Source organism: Corallococcus praedator (genome assembly GCF_003612125.1).
Classification (GTDB): Bacteria; Myxococcota; Myxococcia; order Myxococcales; family Myxococcaceae; genus Corallococcus; species Corallococcus praedator.
Window position 1 is genome coordinate 1 of record NZ_RAWI01000218.1, and the last position, 15,896, is coordinate 15,896.

General features: G+C 70.0%; 10 protein-coding genes and 1 pseudogene. 8 read left to right on the top strand and 3 right to left on the bottom strand.

Annotated elements, in window-relative coordinates; translation table 11 throughout:
- Nucleotides 1-178: 178 nt before the first annotated feature.
- The 3 genes from D7Y13_RS25140 to D7Y13_RS25150 all read left to right on the top strand — a co-directional run bounded on the left by D7Y13_RS25140 (nucleotide 179) and on the right by D7Y13_RS25150 (nucleotide 7,664).
- Nucleotides 179-1,573 (top strand): undecaprenyl-phosphate glucose phosphotransferase, encoded by a 1,395-nt coding sequence (locus D7Y13_RS25140; RefSeq protein ID WP_120584552.1) that lies wholly within the window; start codon nucleotides 179-181, stop codon nucleotides 1,571-1,573.
- Nucleotides 1,574-1,693: 120 nt separating this feature from the next.
- Nucleotides 1,694-5,755, top strand: a complete 4,062-nt coding sequence (locus tag D7Y13_RS25145; protein ID WP_120584551.1) for a GspE/PulE/PilB domain-containing protein — start codon at nucleotides 1,694-1,696, stop codon at nucleotides 5,753-5,755.
- Between the two features lie 130 nt (nucleotides 5,756-5,885).
- On the top strand, nucleotides 5,886-7,664 hold the full coding sequence (locus D7Y13_RS25150) for a serine hydrolase domain-containing protein (protein ID WP_120584550.1): 1,779 nt from the start codon (nucleotides 5,886-5,888) through the stop codon (nucleotides 7,662-7,664).
- Between the two features lie 49 nt (nucleotides 7,665-7,713).
- Here D7Y13_RS25150 and D7Y13_RS25155 read toward each other — a convergent pair whose 3' ends face one another.
- A complete protein-coding gene (locus tag D7Y13_RS25155; protein WP_120584555.1) occupies nucleotides 7,714-10,518 on the bottom strand; it encodes a vitamin B12-dependent ribonucleotide reductase in 2,805 nt (934 codons plus the stop codon).
- A 614-nt stretch (nucleotides 10,519-11,132) separates the two neighbouring features.
- On the opposite strand from D7Y13_RS25155, the gene D7Y13_RS25160 reads away from it, so the two are divergent.
- A complete protein-coding gene (locus D7Y13_RS25160) occupies nucleotides 11,133-11,468 on the top strand; it encodes a (2Fe-2S) ferredoxin domain-containing protein (protein WP_120536699.1) in 336 nt (111 codons plus the stop codon).
- A gap of 74 nt (nucleotides 11,469-11,542) precedes the next feature.
- Here D7Y13_RS25160 and D7Y13_RS25165 read toward each other — a convergent pair whose 3' ends face one another.
- Nucleotides 11,543-12,256 (bottom strand): Bax inhibitor-1/YccA family protein, encoded by a 714-nt coding sequence (locus tag D7Y13_RS25165; protein ID WP_120536698.1) that lies wholly within the window; start codon nucleotides 12,254-12,256, stop codon nucleotides 11,543-11,545.
- Between the two features lie 78 nt (nucleotides 12,257-12,334).
- Complete coding sequence (locus D7Y13_RS25170; RefSeq protein ID WP_120584549.1) at nucleotides 12,335-13,804, bottom strand: hypothetical protein; 1,470 nt, start codon at nucleotides 13,802-13,804, stop codon at nucleotides 12,335-12,337.
- A 231-nt stretch (nucleotides 13,805-14,035) separates the two neighbouring features.
- Here D7Y13_RS25170 and D7Y13_RS25175 point away from each other — a divergent pair, with 231 nt between their 5' ends.
- The 4 genes and pseudogenes from D7Y13_RS25175 to D7Y13_RS25190 form a co-directional block, all read left to right on the top strand.
- Entirely contained in the window at nucleotides 14,036-14,476 is a 441-nt protein-coding gene (locus D7Y13_RS25175; protein WP_120584554.1) for a hypothetical protein, read from the top strand.
- Between the two features lie 283 nt (nucleotides 14,477-14,759).
- Nucleotides 14,760-15,251: a hypothetical protein gene (locus tag D7Y13_RS25180; protein ID WP_120536701.1), complete on the top strand. Its 492-nt coding sequence runs from the start codon at nucleotides 14,760-14,762 to the stop codon at nucleotides 15,249-15,251.
- Between the two features lie 36 nt (nucleotides 15,252-15,287).
- Nucleotides 15,288-15,671, top strand: a complete 384-nt coding sequence (locus tag D7Y13_RS25185) for a hypothetical protein (protein ID WP_120584548.1) — start codon at nucleotides 15,288-15,290, stop codon at nucleotides 15,669-15,671.
- Nucleotides 15,672-15,698: 27 nt separating this feature from the next.
- Nucleotides 15,699-15,896 (top strand): annotated as a pseudogene (locus tag D7Y13_RS25190) (hypothetical protein); the annotation flags it as partial.

Consider the following 15,896-nt stretch of genomic DNA (forward strand, 5'->3'; position numbering starts at 1 on the left):
CTCCCACCCGGAGTGTTGGGTGCCCTCCGGGGCAACCCCTTGGTTTTACGGAAAAACCCGTGCTAGGACGCCGCCCGGGGGGCCGGTGTCGGGCAGGTGACGGTGCCTGGGGTCCAGGGTGCGCGTCTTGCAATGGAAGCGGCGGTTCCCCCCCGTCCTTCCGACAGGAGTCACCGCGGTGTTCGGTCGCCTGCAGCGCTTCTACACGTCCATCAAGGTCGCCGCCGATGCGGGGATGCTCGCGGTGGCGTTCGTGCTCGCGTACTTCACCCGCTTCAGCGGCGTCATGCCCATCACCGAGGGCATCCCTCCGCCAGGCGAGACGTTCGTCTCGCTGGTGATGGTGCTGGTCATCTTCCCGGTGACGTTCCGGCAGGCCCGGCTGTACGCGACCAACCGCTCGCGCACGCACATGGGGGAGCTGTTCGAGCTCTTCAAGGCGACCATCACCGCGACGCTCGTCCTGGTGGCGGTGACGTACTTCATCCGCGAGCGCTATTCGCGACTCACCATCGCCATCTTCGTCGTTTACGCCTTCACGCTCATCGCGCTGTCGCGGCTGGCCTTCCGGCATGTGCTCAGCGAGGTGCGCCGGCGCGGCTACAACCTCAAGTCCATCCTCGTCATCGGCGCGGGGGAGCTGGGCCTGCGCACCATCGAGACGGTGGAGAGCCACCGCGAGCTGGGCTTCCGCGTGGTGGGCGTGCTGTCGCTGAAGGAGGAGAAGGTCGGCCAGTGGGTGGGCGGCGTGCGCGTGGTGGACCACGTGCGCAACGTGGAGGCGTACCTGGATGCGCACCCGGTGGATCAGGTCATCATCGCCATGCCGCTGGAGGACCAGGCGCAGGTGAAGCCGCTGATGGAGCAACTGGCGCTGCGCACCGTGGACGTCAAGGTGGTCCCGGACCTGTTCCAGTACATCACCCTGTACGGCGGCCTGGAGGAGTTCGGCGGCCTGCCCATCATCAGCCTCCAGGGCGACCCCATGGACGGCTGGAGCCGCGTGGCCAAGCGCGTGTTCGACGTGCTGTTCTCGCTGCTGGCCATCCTGGTGAGCGCGCCCGTGATGGCGGCGACGGCGCTGGTGGTGTGGGCGACGAGCCGGGGGCCCATCCTGTACCGCCAGGAGCGCATGGGCATGGACGGCAGGACCTTCCCCATCCTCAAGTTCCGCACCATGCGCGTGGACGCGGAGGTGCAGGGCGCCACCATGGCCAGCGCGGTGGATGCCCGGCGCACGCCGGTGGGCACGTTCCTGCGCAAGTACTCGCTGGATGAGCTGCCCCAGTTCTTCAACGTCCTGCGCGGCGACATGAGCCTCGTGGGGCCCCGGCCGGAGCGCCCCGTCTTCATCGAGGAGTTCAAGCGCCAGATTCCGCGCTACCACCTGCGCCACAAGGTGAAGGCGGGCATCACCGGCTGGGCGCAGATCAACGGCCTGCGCGGCCAGACGTCCATCCAGAAGCGCATCGAGTACGACCTGTACTACATCGAGAACTGGTCGCTGCTGATGGACCTGAAGATCCTCCTGCGCACCGCGCTGGGCGGCTTCCTGTCGAAGAACGCGTACTGACGGCCCGGGGCTCCGGAGCCTGGGGCCGCCAGTCCAAGCAGGCGGGCAGGGAAGGCGCGGAAGTCGTATTCTTGCGCACCCTCTTCACGTGCCGCGAAGCCGTCTAGAATCCGTCGGCACATGGCCGACAAGCTTGGAATTACGCTGGTCCGCAAGGGCCTCCTGACGCAGGCGCAGCTCGACCAGGGATTGGGCGTCCAGCTCGTCCACGGGGGCCGTCTGGGCACCCGGCTGGTGGAGCTGGGGTTTCTCGACATCGAGACGGTGGGCATGGTGCTGGGGGAGCTCACCCACTTCCCCGTCGCGATGGAGGCGGACTTCGACGCCGTCACCGAGGCCACGCTCAAGCTGCTGACGGCGGACCAGGCGGAGAAGCATCAGGCGTTCCCGCTCGCGGTGGAGGGCCGGCGGCTGAAGGTCGCCATGGCGAACCCGCTGGAGCTCCAGACGACGGATGCGCTCGGGTTCATCACCGGGATGCGCATCGTGCCGTACGTCACGCCGGAGCTGCGGCTGTTCCACTACCAGGCGCGCCACTACGGCATCGACCGTCCGACGAAGGCCCTGCCGGCGCCCGCGCCCGTGCCCATCCGTCGCTCTGTCTCCGTGGCCACCGTGCCCCTGCCTCCGATGCCGGCTCCCGCCCCTCCCGCGCCCGTGCGGCCGGAACCGCAGCTGCCCGCGATGTTCGGGGGGCTCGCGCCGGGACAGTTCCTCAGCGATGACTCGGAGGCGGAGGACGCGGCGCCGGCCGCAGCCAGCGCGCCCATGCTCCCCTTCGAGAGCCCCGAGGAGGAAGAGCTTCCGCAGATCGTGATGGGGGAGCCCGTGCGCGCTGCGCCGGGGGGCGAGAGCTTCCGTCCGGGTGGGGTGCCCACCCTGGGGCCCGCGCGTCCTCCGGTGGTGGCTCCGCCTCCGGTCGTGTCGGCGCAGCCCCCGGGCATGGTGGCGCGGCAGGGTGGGCCGCCGGTGGTCGCGGGGCCGGGTGTGGCGGCTCCTCCGGGGCCTGGGGGCGTGCCCGTGCGTGCGGCGCCTCCTCCGGGCGCGCCGGTGGATCCGCGTGTCGCGGGTGCGCCGGGGATGCCTCCGCCTGGGATGGTCGCGCGGGGGGCTCCTGGGCCCGTCGCCGCGGGGGCCCGACCTTCGTCGGCGGGGGGCATTCCCGCCGTGGGGAAGACTCCGCCCCCGGGGATGCGCGCGGCGCCTCCGGGTGTGCCTCCGGGGGCACCGATGCCTCCGCGTCCGGCAGGGCCGCCGGGGGCTCCACTGCCTCCGGGGATGGTGCGGGCGGGACCGCCGCCGGGCCCTGGGGGCATGCCTCCTGGAATGGCGCCTCGGCCTCCTCCGGGGGCTCCGCCTCCCGCGATGGCGGCTGCTCCTGGCGCGGGGCCTGTTCCTCCGGGGCCTGGGCGGCGTCCGTCCGTCACGGGAGTTCCGGTCGCTGGGGCTCCGGGTGCCGCACGGCCGGTGGGACCTCCGGGGGCCGTACCTCCGGGGGGCGCGCAGGGCAGGCCGATGGGTCCGCCGCCTCCGGGAGCGCCTCCGCGACAGGGGCCTCCTTCGGGGGCTGTGCCGTCGGTGGCCTCCGCTGGAAATGCCGGTGGGCCGGTCGCCGTCGCGCCGCCGCGTCCTGGTGCTGTTCCTCCTCCCGGTGGGGTGTCTGCCGCTGCTCAAGCGGGTGGGCCGAATGTCGTCCCGGGGATGCCTCCGGGTGCCTTGCCCCAGGCCGCTGTTCCGGGTGGAGCGAAGGCTCTCGCGGGAACTCCTGCTGGCGCGTTGCCGAATGTGGCCGCTCACGGCGGGGCGAATCCCCTCGCGGGAGCTCCGGCCGCCGTTGCTCCGCATGCGGCGAATACCCTTTCAGGCTCGCCCGTTGGGGGCCTGACGAGTGCCGCTCCTGGGGGCGCCGTCGCTCAAGGTGGGTTGGCGGACCCGGGTTCCGATGCATTGTCAGACATCGCGGATGGCTGGTCTTTCGAGAGCGCTCCGGTTGCGCCTCCTGGAGTTTCGGGGGCGGCGAATCCCAGCGTGTCCGGCACTCCGGACGCCGGCGCGGGGGCGCCGCCACCCTCCGCGAAGGCTGCCATTGAGGCACCTCCGGGAGCCGCACCGAACGTTGTTGCCAAGGCCCCGCCCCCTCCTTTGTCCGAGCTGGTGCTGGAGGCTGAGCTTGTCGAAGATGACGACGATGTCTTGATCCCCGAGTCGTTCGACGCCGAGCCCGAATCCTCTCCGACGCTGACGGCCGCTCCGATTCCGCCGGAGCCCGAACCTGTCGCCGTCCTCTCCAGCGACTCCCTCGACTCGGACATCCTCGAGGACGTGGATGTCATGGCGTCCGAGCCGCACGAGGCCCCGTCGCCCGATGTTGCGGAACCGGGCTGGGACCTGTTCACGGAGGAGCCCGAGGCCAGCAGCGCGTCCTCTCTGGAGGCGAGCCCGAACCCGCTTCCCGCCAGCCCTGCCCAGGCACCGCACCACCCCGAACCCCAACTCGCCACCCCTTCGGCCAGCCACGATGGCGTGCTGGAAGCGATGGAGTTCGAGGACCTTCCGGAGGCGCCGCCCGCCTCGCCGCCTGAGTCGCGCGAAGTGGAGTTGGCTCCCGCACCCGTTGCCGTCGAACCCGCGAAGCCGGTGCCCTTCGTTGCCGAGGCGTCTGTCTTCTCTACGCCCCCGACCTCCTCCGAAAAGGAGCAGTTGGCGCAGTTCGACCCCCGGCTCGCGACGGATGATCTGCCGGTGTCTGTCCATTCCGACACGTCGGCTACGGCCGAAGCCGTGGTGTCTTCGATTGAAGTCCCGGCGCTCCCTGTCGTGGCCGCGCCGGCTGCGCAGGATGTCGACGCCGATTCGCTCGAGTTCAGTCTCGCGGGGGAGTCGCCGCTGTCGCCCGAGGTCCCCACGTCTCCCACCGCGTCGGTCACGGAGGCCGCCGAGCCCTGGCAGGTCGCCGCCGCGCCGAAGACCGCCGAGGTATCCCCCGAGCCCGTGCTCGCCGCCGAGCCCGCTGCTCCCTCCGAGGAGCCGCGAACCGAACTCCCCCAGGAGTTCGACGTCGCCCTGGTCTCCGACGCCGAAACGCCTCCGGCAGCCGAGCCCGTCCTCGCCGTGGCCCCCGTGCCAGTGGCGCCCGTCCTCGCCGTAGCCCCCGTGCCCGTGGAGCCCGAGTTCGCCGCCGAGTCGCCTGCTGTCACGGCGGCGGAGCCCGAGCCTGCCTCCCATTCGCCCGCTCTGACGGCGGCGGAGCCTGAAGCTCCCGCGCAGCCCTCGGAGCCAGCCGCCAGCGTCGCGGATGTCCACGAGGCCGCCGCCATCCCCGAGGATACGGCCCCACCGAAGCCGCGCCTGGTCGTCCCCGTGCCGGCACCGGCCCGCGAGCGGACGCCCATCGCCCTCGACGATCTTCCCGCGTCCTCCGAAGAGCCCATGCAGCTCGCCTCCACCTGGGAGTTCGTGGGCTGGCAGGGCGGGGAAGGGGAGGGCCCCGTCGGTCACACCGCGGACACCACCTGGGCGGACCGGGTCGTCGACCTGGACGGTCCCGCCACGTCCACCCCGGCCGCGAACGAAGGGGGCGTGGCCCTGGCCTCCGCATGGGAGTTCATGCAGCACCCCTGGCAGCCCCAGGCCTCCGAACAACCCGACACCGTGCAGGCCCTGCTCGCCGCCGCCAGCGCGTCCACCGACACGCCTCCAAACGGTCCCACCATCACGGCGGATCAAGTCCTCTCCGCGCTGGACACCGCGGACTCGCAGGGCATGGTCGGCAAGGTGCTGCTCGCCTACAGCGCGGGCCGCTTCCGCCGGGCCTTCCTCCTGGGTGACAGCTTCGGACTCGCGCGCGTGGGCCGCGCCTGGGGCCCGGGCAGCGAACGTCCGGAGGTCTCCGCGCTCAAGGTGGACCTGGACGCGCCGTCCCTCCTCGCGTCCGCGTTGAAGGGCCCCAGCCCCAGCGTCTTCAACGCGCCGCAGGGCCCCCAGGACGAGGCCATCTTCTCCGCGCTGTGCGAGTCCGAATCGCACCTGCTCGTCTTCCCCCTGCACGCGCGCGGTCAGCCCGTGGCGTTCTTCGTCGCTGAAAACGGGCCCGCGCCCGTGGAACTGGACACGCTGGAGGAACTGGGCCGCATCGCCGACCGGGCCGTGGAGATCTGCACCCGCCTGCATCGCTTCCCGTGACCGTCAGCTCCCGCTGAAGTCACGAAGGGCCCCGGCGCATCGGCACCGGGGCCCTTCTTGCTGAAACCCCTGGCCGCTTCACGCCGATGTCCCGAGCCGCGGCTGCGTGGCCCTGGCAACATCCCGCGCCATGAACTTCCTTCGCGGAGGGCACGCGGTCCCTTCAAGGACCGCCTGGCGCATCCTGCTGCTGGTGCCCGCGCTCCTGGGCGCGACGCCCGCACCTCAAGCCCCCGAGGCGCGACTCGTCGGCGTCTGGGGCAGTGAGCGGCGCCTGGGGCCAGAAGTCCGTGGAGAGCTGACCGTGGTGCGCGGTGATGGCGCGTGGCGCGCGCGCATCGCGGGCTTCGACGTGCCCGTGAAGGTGGACGGCGCGAAGGTCTCCCTCGTGCTTCCCGGAGGCCAGGGCGAGCTGCGGGGCGCGGTGGTGGAGGACGGAAGCCGCATCCGCGGGCATTGGATCCAGCCCCGCGTCCTGATGAGCGGGATGCGGTTCGCCACCCCGGTGGAGCTGCGCTCCCTCCAGGCGGGCCACTGGCGCGGAACGGTGGCCCCGCTGGAGGACCGGTTCTCGCTGTACCTGGTGGTCCAGAAGCAACCGGATGGCACCCTCGGAGCCTTCTTCCGCAACCCCGAACGGAACTTCGGCAACCGACGCATGTACCGCGTCAGCCTCCAGGGCACGGGCGTCCGATTCGTCGACACCGCCGGGGGCACGACTTTCGAGGCCACCTACGACGCGCGAACCGAGCGCCTGTCCCTCGTCTACCCGCCGCTGGACACCACCTTCGACCTCACGCGAAGGGATCGCAATCAGGCCGTGGGCCTGTACCCACGCACGCCGGCACCGGGCCCGTACGTGTACCGCGCTCCCGTCGCGGAGGACGATGGGTGGACGACGGCCTCGCTCACCGATGTCGGCATGGAGCCACGACCCATCCGCCAGCTCGTGCAACAGATCCTCGATCAGGAACCAGGGCCCGCACCGGCGCCTGCCATCCAGGGGCTCCTCATCGCGCGCCACGGAAAGCTCGTGGTCGAGGAGTACTTCCACGGCTTCGACAAGGAGCGACCGCATGACCTGCGCTCCGCGGCGAAGACGTATGCGTCGGTGTTGATTGGCCTTGCGCTGGACCAGGGCGCGGCCTTCACGGTGGACACGCCCGTGGTCTCCCTGTTCCCGGAGTACGGCGGCAAGCTCGCGCACCTGGACGAGCGCAAACGCGCGCTCACGGTGGCGCACCTGCTGACGATGTCGACGGGGCTCGCGTGTGACGACGAGGACGAGGCCTCACCGGGCAACGAGGAGCGCCTCCAGGACGATGTCCCGGATTGGTACAAGTACACACTCGACCTGCCGATGGTGGGCAAGCCAGGAGAGAAGGGCGTGTACTGCTCAGCGAACATCAACCTGCTGGGCGGCGTCCTGCGCAACACCACGCGCACGTGGATCCCGGAGTTCTTCGAGCGCAACCTGGCCGCGCCCCTCCAGATGCGCGACTACCACGTGGACCTGATGCCGTCGGGCGAGCAGTACCTGGGCGGGGGCATCTACATGCGGCCACGCGACGCCTTGAAGCTGGGGCAGCTCTACCTGTCCGGGGGCACCTGGAACGGACGCCGCGTCGTCAGTCAGCGCTGGGTGGAGCGCTCCATCGCGAACCACGCGACCCTGGCCCAGGGTTCGACGTACGGCTACACGTGGTGGCGGCATGAACTGCGCGTCGGCGACCGCGTCTATTCCGAATACGAAGCGAGCGGCAACGGCGGGCAGCTGGTGATGGTCATTCCCGAGCTGGAACTCACCGTCCTCTTCACCGCGGGCAACTACAACCACGCGGCGCTCTGGAGGAAGTTCCGGGAGGAGCTGCTGCCCCGCTTCATCCTGGGCGCCGTCACCGCGAAGTAAGGCCCGGCGGCGCCCCCCACGGCAGGAGGGGCACCGCCGCTCTGGCGACCTAGCTGCAGCCGCTCGTCGTGCCGCAGTTCGCGCACTTGTAGCAGGCGCCGCTGCGCACGGTGATGGCGCCGCAGGTGTGGCAGGGCGGGGCGTCCGCCTGGTTCAGGTACGTGCTGCGCGAGTGGCTCACCGCGGACAACTGCAGCGTCTGCGCGGGCACCTCGGCCTTCACCACCGGCGCCGGACGGGCCTCTTCCACCGGCGTCACCTCCGCGTCGTCACCGCACGGCGCGGTGGGCAGGAACTTCAACGACAGCCACCGGAAGATGTAGTCGGTGATGGACTTGGCGATGGGGATGTTCGGGTTGCCGGTGAAGCCGCTCGGCTCGTAGCGGGTGTGGCAGAACTTGTCCGCCAGCACCTGCATGGGCACGCCGTACTGGAGCGCCAGCGACACGCTGGTGGCGAAGCCGTCCATCAGGCCGCTCACCACCGAGCCCTCCTTCGCCATCACCACGAACAGCTCGCCCGGCGTGCCGTCCTCGTACATGCCCACCGTCAGGTAGCCCTCGTGGCCGCCGATGGAGAACTTGTGCGTGATGGACTGACGCTCGTCCGGCAGCCGGCGGCGGCGCGCCTTCGGCTCGGGCGTCACCACCGGCACGGCCTCCGCCACCACGCGGGGCGCGTCCTTGGGCTTGTCCTGCGAGGTGTTGAGCGGCTGCGTGCGCTTGCACCCGTCGCGGTACACGGCGACGGCCTTCAGGCCGCTCTTCCACGCCTCCAGGTAGGCCTTCTCGATGTCCTCCACCGTGGAGTCGGTGGGCATGTTGACGGTCTTGCTGATGGCGCCGGAGAGGAACGGCTGCGCCGCCGCCATCATCTCGATGTGGCCCATCCAGTGGATGCTGCGCTGGCCCTTGGACGGCTTGAACGCGCAGTCGAACACCGGCAGGTGCTCCGACTTGAGGTGCGGCGCGCCCTCGATGGTGTCGTGCTTGTCCAGGTACGCGATGATGTCCTGCGCCTGCGTCTGCGGATATCCCAGCTTCTCCAGCGCCAGCGGCACCGTCTGGTTGACGATCTTCAGCATGCCGCCGCCCACCAGCTTCTTGTACTTGATGAGCGCGATGTCCGGCTCGATGCCGGTGGTGTCGCAGTCCATCATGAAGCCGATGGTGCCCGTGGGGGCCAGCACCGTCACCTGGCTGTTGCGGTAGCCGTGCTCCGTGCCGCGCGCCAGCGCGTCGTCCCACGCCTGCTTCTGCGCCTGGAACAGCTCCGCGCTCACGCCTTCCGCCTGGAGCTGGTAGGCCGCCTTGCGGTGCTTGCGGATGACGCCCAGCATCGGCTCCGCGTTGTTGCCGTAGCCCTTGAACGCGCCCTGCTTCTGGGCGATGCGCGCGCTCGTGGCGTAGGCCTCGCCGCACATCAGGGACGTGATGGCCGCCGCGTAGTTGCGGCCCGCCGGTGAGTCGTAGGGCAGGCCCGTCGCCATCAGCAGCGCGCCCAGGTTCGCGTACCCCAGGCCCAGCGGACGGTAGTCGTGGCTGTTCTGGGTGATGCGCTCGGTGGGGTAGCGGCTGAAGCCGACGATGATCTCCTGCGCCAGCAGCACCACCGACACCGCGTGCTTGAACGCGGTCACGTCGAAGCCGCCCTCCAGCGTGCGGAAGTGCATCAGGTTCAGCGACGCCAGGTTGCAGGCCGAGTCATCCAGGAACATGTACTCGGAGCAGGGGTTGGACGCGTTGATGCGCGCCGTGCCGGAGCACGTGTGCCACGCGTTCACCGTGGTGTCGTACTGGAGGCCCGGATCCCCGCACAGGTGCGCCGCCTCCGCGATCTCCCGGAACAGCTCCCGCGCCTTGTACGTCTCCATCACCTGGCCGTCGCGCACCGCGCGCGTCTGCCACGGGCCGTCGTTCACCACGGCCTTCATGAAGTCGTCCGTGACGCGCACGGAGTTGTTCGAGTTCTGGAAGTAGACCGACCCGTACGCTTCGCCGTTGAAGGACGGGTCGTACCCCGCCTCAATCAGCGCCCAGGCCTTCTTCTCCTCGTTCGACTTGCAGCGGATGAACTCCAGGATGTCCGGGTGCTCGGCGTTGAGGATGACCATCTTCGCCGCGCGCCGCGTCTTGCCACCGCTCTTGATGACGCCCGCGAACGCGTCGAAGCCGCGCATGAACGACACCGGGCCGGATGCAGTACCGCCACCCGCGAGCAGCTCCTTGCTGCCGCGCACGGTGGACAGGTTGGTGCCCGTGCCGCTGCCGTACTTGAAGAGCATCCCTTCCGTGCGGGCCAGCCCCAGGATGGACTCCATGTTGTCGTCCACGCTGTTGATGAAGCACGCCGAGCACTGCGGGTGCTCCTCCACGCCCACGTTGAACCAGACGGGAGAATTGAAGGCCGCCTTCTGGCGCAGGAGCAGGTGCGTCAGCTCCGCGTGGAACGCCTCGCGGTCCACCGCCGACGCGAAGTAGTTTCCCTCCGCGCCCCAGCGGGTGAGGGTGTCCACCACGCGCGCCACCAGCTTGCGCACGCTCGTCTCACGCTCCGGCGTGCCGGGCGTGCCCCGGAAGTACTTCGACGCCACGACGTTCGTCGCCAGCATCGACCAGGACTTGGGGACCTCGATGTCCTTCTGGTCGAAGACGACCTTGCCGTCCTCGCCCTTGATGCTCGCGCTGCGGTACTCCCACGCCAGCTCGTCCGCGGGGTCCACCCCGGGCGTCGTGAAGAAGCGCTCCACGGTCAGCCCCGTCGTCGTCGTCGCCGTCGCCGCCTTCCCCTTCACCCGCGCCCCGCGACGCTCCTTGCCCCCGACCACCGACTTGCCGCCCAGGTCCTTCTCCATGACGCCCACCTCCATATGCACTGAGAGTACGGATGCAAAATTCGCAAAATCGCCAACGCCGCGAGATCCCAGGAGATCGGTTGATCTCCGAAGGACAGAAAGGAGCGACGTCTGGATGGAGCAAGGAGGCAGGTTCCAGCGGACTTGGAGCTGGAATCCGGGCCCGGGCCTGACTGCCCTCCCGCCGGGCGGGCGGATCCATATGATCGCTCACGGGGTCCGTCAAACATCACCTGCTGCCCCTACATCTAGCATTTGAAGTCTGCTTACACACTTCATCTTGGGGGTGAGTCTGTCTGCGAACACCCGGGGCGCTGCTCACCTGCGCAGGGGGTGTGGGCTTGATACAGGGCTGATCTAAGGCCCCACCATGACGGTGGCAATGGATGCTTCGCAGGCAATGTAGTGTCATGACACTACAAACCCGGGTCGCAGGCGGAGGGCACCCGGCCAAGGGCTCGTGATCACTGGCGGATGTTTGCTGTCAGTCCGTGCGCCCAGCCTGGGGGCGGTCCGCCGCCGGGACGAGGAAAGGACGCAGGGGAGGGGCCTGGGACGGTCGGTTGCTGAACGGCGGCGTCGATTTCGCCGCCGGGCCGCGTTAGGAGGCCGACATGCCCCCTCCCTTTGAACGCCACGTCTTCGTCTGCACCAACCGCCGCCCGGACGGGAATCCGAAGGGCTGTTGCGCCACCAAGGGCGGGGAGGAGGTCCGCGCCGCCTTCAAGGCGGAGCTGGACAAGCGCGGGCTCAAACGCACCATGCGCGCCAACGCGGCCGGCTGCGTGGACACCTGCGCGTTCGGCGTCTCCGTGGTCGTCTACCCGGAGGGCACCTGGTACGGCGGTGTGAAGGTGGAGGACGTCCCCACCATCGTGGAGGAGCACCTGGTGCAGGGGCGCCCGGTGGAGCGGCTCTTGATGCCCTTCAACAAGAAGGCGGAGCGCTGAAGGCGATTCCCTTCCGAAGAAGGAAACCGCCTCGCGCCCCGCCTCGGGGTACCGCGACGTCGTGGCGCCGGTGACTAGCGGCGCTTGCCCAGCAGGCGCATCAACGACAGGAACAGGTTGATGAAGTCCAGGTAGAGCGTGAGCGCGCCCACGATGCTCACCGTCGCGTTGCTCTGGAAGCCCGTGCCCGCGTGGTACTCGCGCAGCTTCTGGGTGTCGTACGCGGTGAGGCCCGCGAAGATGAGCACGCCGGCGCACGCGCTGACGAACGACACCGCGTCATTGCGCATGAACAGGTTCACGATGCCCGCGATGACGATGCCGACGAGGCCCATGTAGAGGAAGGTCCGCCAGCCGCTCAGGTCCTTCTTCGTGACGGTGCCGTAGACGGCCATGGTGCCGTAGACCGCCGCGGTGATGAAGAACACCTGGGCGATGGAGCCCGCCGTGTAGATGAGGAAGAGCACCGACAGCGTCACGCCCGTCAGTGCGGAATAGCCCAGGAACAGGGCCGCGGCCACCGGGCCGGAGATGCGGGGCGCCAGGAACGACAGCGCCATCACCACGCCGAACTGCACCAGCAAGAGGCCCATGCGGTACTGCGCCACCGCCTGGAGCATCGCGTTGCTCGACAGCGTCACCGCCGCCATGACGCCCGTGAGGGCCAGCCCCGCGAACATCCAGCCATGGACGCGCGTCATGAACGCGCGCTGAGACTCCTGCATCAGCACCGAGTCCACTTCGCTCGCCCGCCCGCTCTGCCACCCACCAGAAGATTCCCACGCCATGTGCTTTCGTATCCTTTCGTGCCGGGACGGCTGCCCGGCTGCTGTGTCCTGTTGTAACGCGGAGCCTTGGGCGGTGCCTTAAAGGGCCTTCCAGGCCAACAAAAGCTTCGCCGCGACTTCCGTGGTGATGAGGGGCAGCACGCCCCCTCCGCCCACGATGTTGACGATCTCCGACATGGAGCCCCGGCACACCCCGCCCCACGCGGGCTGCTTCGTCAGGCCCACCGACGCATAGGCCGAGTAGTCGACGAAGAACGACGTGGGCAGCACGCTGTTCTGACCACACAGCAGGTGCTCCTCCGGCTGCGTGTCCACCACCTCCTGCACCACGAAGCCGCCGCCCTGGGTGTCCGTGGCCGCGCGCACGCACAACTGCGCCCACGTCAGGGACTCGCCGTAGGCGCCCTTGACGCGCTCCTCGTAGGGCACCGTTCCCACCGAGCGGCCCAGGAACACCGCCTTGCCGCCGTAGTCCCACGCGCGCTTGAGCACGAAGCGCGCGGGCTCCTCGGACACGCGCGCCACCACGTCGTCCACCTTCGCGCCGTCCGGGCCGGTGCCGGGGCCGTGGCGGAAGGGGCGCGTCCAGGGGACCGCGGCGCGCACCGCCTCCAGCTCGTCCGGCGTGAGGCCCGCGCTGTCCGCGAGCGCGGGCTCCGTCAGCGCCTGCGACAGGAGCGCGAACGTCGTCTTCACCTCCACCTGCGAGGCGGGCGGGTTGAGGAACACCGCCTTCTTGCCGGGCACCGTGCCCAGGAAGTCCTCCACCCAGGGGGCAGGGGACTGCTCCAGCCGGCGCACGAACAGGTGGCGGTAGACCAGGTCGTACTTCTTGCCCCGCACCGTGAAGGCGTCCTCGCCGGACACGTCCTCCGGGTGCACGACGTCCGCGTCCGCGCCGAACTCGCGGAAGCGCTCGCACAGCCAGCGCAGCTCCGTCACCTGCGCGTCGTTCTTGCGGCACAGGAGCGCCACCGTGTCCGGCATCGCCCCGTCGCGCTCGGCCGCGTAGCCGTCCAAGAGGGCCCGGTAGAGCGCCAGCGCGTTGTTGCCGTTGAGCGTGTGCAGCGCCGCCAGCCCCTTCTCCGGGTAGCGCAGGTGCCGCGCGACGACCTCGATGAAGGAGCGCGCCGCGATGTCCGAATAGCCCTGCATGGCCGGGATGGTGGCGTTGACCTCCAGCGCCCAGGGACGGCCCGCGGAGACGAAGTAGTCCACGCGCGTCGTCGCCAGCCTGCGGCTTTGTTCCCAGGTGCGCTCGGCCAGGGAGCGCTCCAGCGGGGACAGCGCGCCGAGCAGCCGGCCCGGGTCCTCGCCGGCGAGCACCGCTCGCGCCATCTTCAGCGTGGCGGAGGCCAGCTTCGCGGACAGCAGCGCGCGGCGTTTGATCTCCTCGGCGTCGAGGATGACGGGCGTGGCGGTGATGGGGATGGGCAGGGTGCTGCCATCCGGCTTCGTCACCGCGAGACCGCGCTCGTAGGCCAGCTTCGCCAGCTCCGGTCCGAAATAGTGTGCCTGCCTGCGCAGGACATCCATGAACTCTTGCACGCGCGGAACCTACGACCCCTGGGGCTCGTGGGTCCACAACCCGTGACCCGTCGGCCTGTTCCCCAGGCCAGCACCCGGCGCGCCGTGTCCTGCGAGCGGCCGGGCGTGGGGGCAGGTCGCCCCAGGTGCGCGGCGCCCCGGGGGCCTTGGGATGGCGCTTCCGCTCCTGGCTTGCGCCCGGGTGGCGAGGTCGCTTAAAACAACTCAGTTGCTTTTCGAGATTGAGTGGACGTGAGCCGCCTCCGACGCCACCCCAGCACGAACCGCCCCGTGTCGCGCCTGTTGGCGTGGCAGTGGGTGCTCGTGTGCGTGCTGGCGTACGTGGGAAGCGTCCTCCACTTCGCGCTGGTGCAGCACACCACGTGCCTGGAGCACGGGGACGTGATGCACGTGAGCGAGGCCCCGTCGCATGGGGGCCCGTCGGAGGAAGAGGTCTCCTTCGACGATGTGCGCGTGGCCCGGGCGCCCCAGGCGCAGGCCGTGCCGCACAGCGCGGAAGCCCACTGTCACCATGCCTTCCTTCGCCGTGAGGCCCCGCCTCCGGCCGAGTCCGCCCCGATGCTGGTGGCGGTCTCCACGCGCTCCAATCCGGCGCTGGCGGTGTTCCGCTTCCACGCGGCCCCCGTCGCGCTGTTGAGACTCGCGCCCAAGTCGTCGCCTCCGCGCGCCTGATTCCGGCCCACGAAGCCCGTCGTTCCCGCCCGGCGTGTGTCCGCGGTCCGGGAAGCGTCCGGGGCTTCCGGAGCCTTCGTCGCGCGCGCTCCCGTCCCTTCGCGGTGACGTGACGCCGCGAGGGGCTTCGGCCGCTCCCGTTCCGCGCGCTTCGTCCCGCTGAGCCCCCTTCCAGGCCCCGTCGCGTTTTTCGCGTGCGGCCGTTCCCTCTCTTCCGGGGCGGCGCACCGTGGGCGCGCGGAGCCTGGAGTCCCCGCAGTCCATCCCCGTGGAGTTCCACACCATGAAGAACAAGCTGCTGTCCGCCGTGTTGCTGTCCGCCTCGCTCCTCGTCTCCGCGTGCGGCGACGACGCCGAAGAGTCCACCGGCGACGAAGAAGGTTGCGAGCACCTGCAGGAAGGCCCCGCCGTCAGCGTCACCGCGGCCACCTCCGGCACGGGCCCCGCCGTGAGCAACGACCACAAGCGCTACGACATCGCGCTGGTGGACGTGACGGGCGGCAAGGGCGGCGCGGTGTCCTTCGCCGTCTCCGAGGCCACCGACTACGTCCTCTTCACCAGCGCGGATGTGCCGGTGAAGGTCACCAACGGCGCCGGCACGACGGTGGAGTTCGAGGAGAGCACCACCAGCTCCACGCTCTGCACCGACATCAAGGGCCGCCACATCGTGCCCCTCACGGTGGGCACGCACACGCTCACCTTCGGCCCTTCGACGCTGTCCTCCGTGTCGCTCGTCATCGAGGAGTCGGGCGAGCACGACCACGACCACGAGTAACCGCCGTTCCCCCTTGAGTCCCCACAGGAGCCAGACATGGGTACCTTTCAGCAGTTCCTCGACGACAAGAAGATCTCCCCCGCGGTGCTGCTGCGCCGCTCCCGCCAGCTCGAGTCCCAGTCTTCGGAGGACCGCGTCCTCAAGCGCAAGCGGTCCGCGCGCCGCCGCGAGAAGGAGGGGCAGCAGAAGCCCTACGCGGAGCTGGGGTTGGGCAAGCCGCGCAGTGGCCGGGGCCTGAGCGAGCAGCAGCTTGCCGCCGCGCGCGAGGACCGTCCGGTGTCCCCGCGCGTGCGCTCCAAGGTGGTGCGCGCCATCAACGCGCTGCTCACCAAGAACGGCGGCACCCCCGTGGACGCGAAGGCGCTCTTCGGTGAGGTGGCCGCGCGCGTGGGTCCCACGACGAAGAAGGCCAGCAGCTAGTCCCCGCTCCACCTTTCGAGGCGCCCCATGTCCCAGCCGCATGCCGTCCCTGTTGCCGCTGTTCTTCCCTGCGACGTTCGCCGCGACGGCGACCGTCTGTTCGACGTGGCCATGTGGTGCCTGGGCCAGGACGTGCGTTGCCCGGACGGCAACGTGCTCCTGCGCCACGGCCTCGTGCGCGAGCCGCGTCCCGAAGGCGTGGAGGGGCAGAGCGCGTACCAGGGG

What these genes read in the sequence shown, in the direction of transcription:
- D7Y13_RS25150 (WP_120584550.1), top strand. Translation starts at nt 5,886, where the DNA reads ATGAACTTCCTTCGCGGAGGGCACGCGGTCCCTTCAAGGACCGCCTGG.
- D7Y13_RS25145 (WP_120584551.1), top strand. Translation starts at nt 1,694, where the DNA reads ATGGCCGACAAGCTTGGAATTACGCTGGTCCGCAAGGGCCTCCTGACG.
- D7Y13_RS25185 (WP_120584548.1), top strand. Translation starts at nt 15,288, where the DNA reads ATGGGTACCTTTCAGCAGTTCCTCGACGACAAGAAGATCTCCCCCGCG.
- D7Y13_RS25155 (WP_120584555.1), bottom strand. Translation starts at nt 10,518, where the DNA reads ATGGAGAAGGACCTGGGCGGCAAGTCGGTGGTCGGGGGCAAGGAGCGT.
- D7Y13_RS25160 (WP_120536699.1), top strand. Translation starts at nt 11,133, where the DNA reads ATGCCCCCTCCCTTTGAACGCCACGTCTTCGTCTGCACCAACCGCCGC.
- D7Y13_RS25165 (WP_120536698.1), bottom strand. Translation starts at nt 12,256, where the DNA reads ATGGCGTGGGAATCTTCTGGTGGGTGGCAGAGCGGGCGGGCGAGCGAA.
- D7Y13_RS25180 (WP_120536701.1), top strand. Translation starts at nt 14,760, where the DNA reads ATGAAGAACAAGCTGCTGTCCGCCGTGTTGCTGTCCGCCTCGCTCCTC.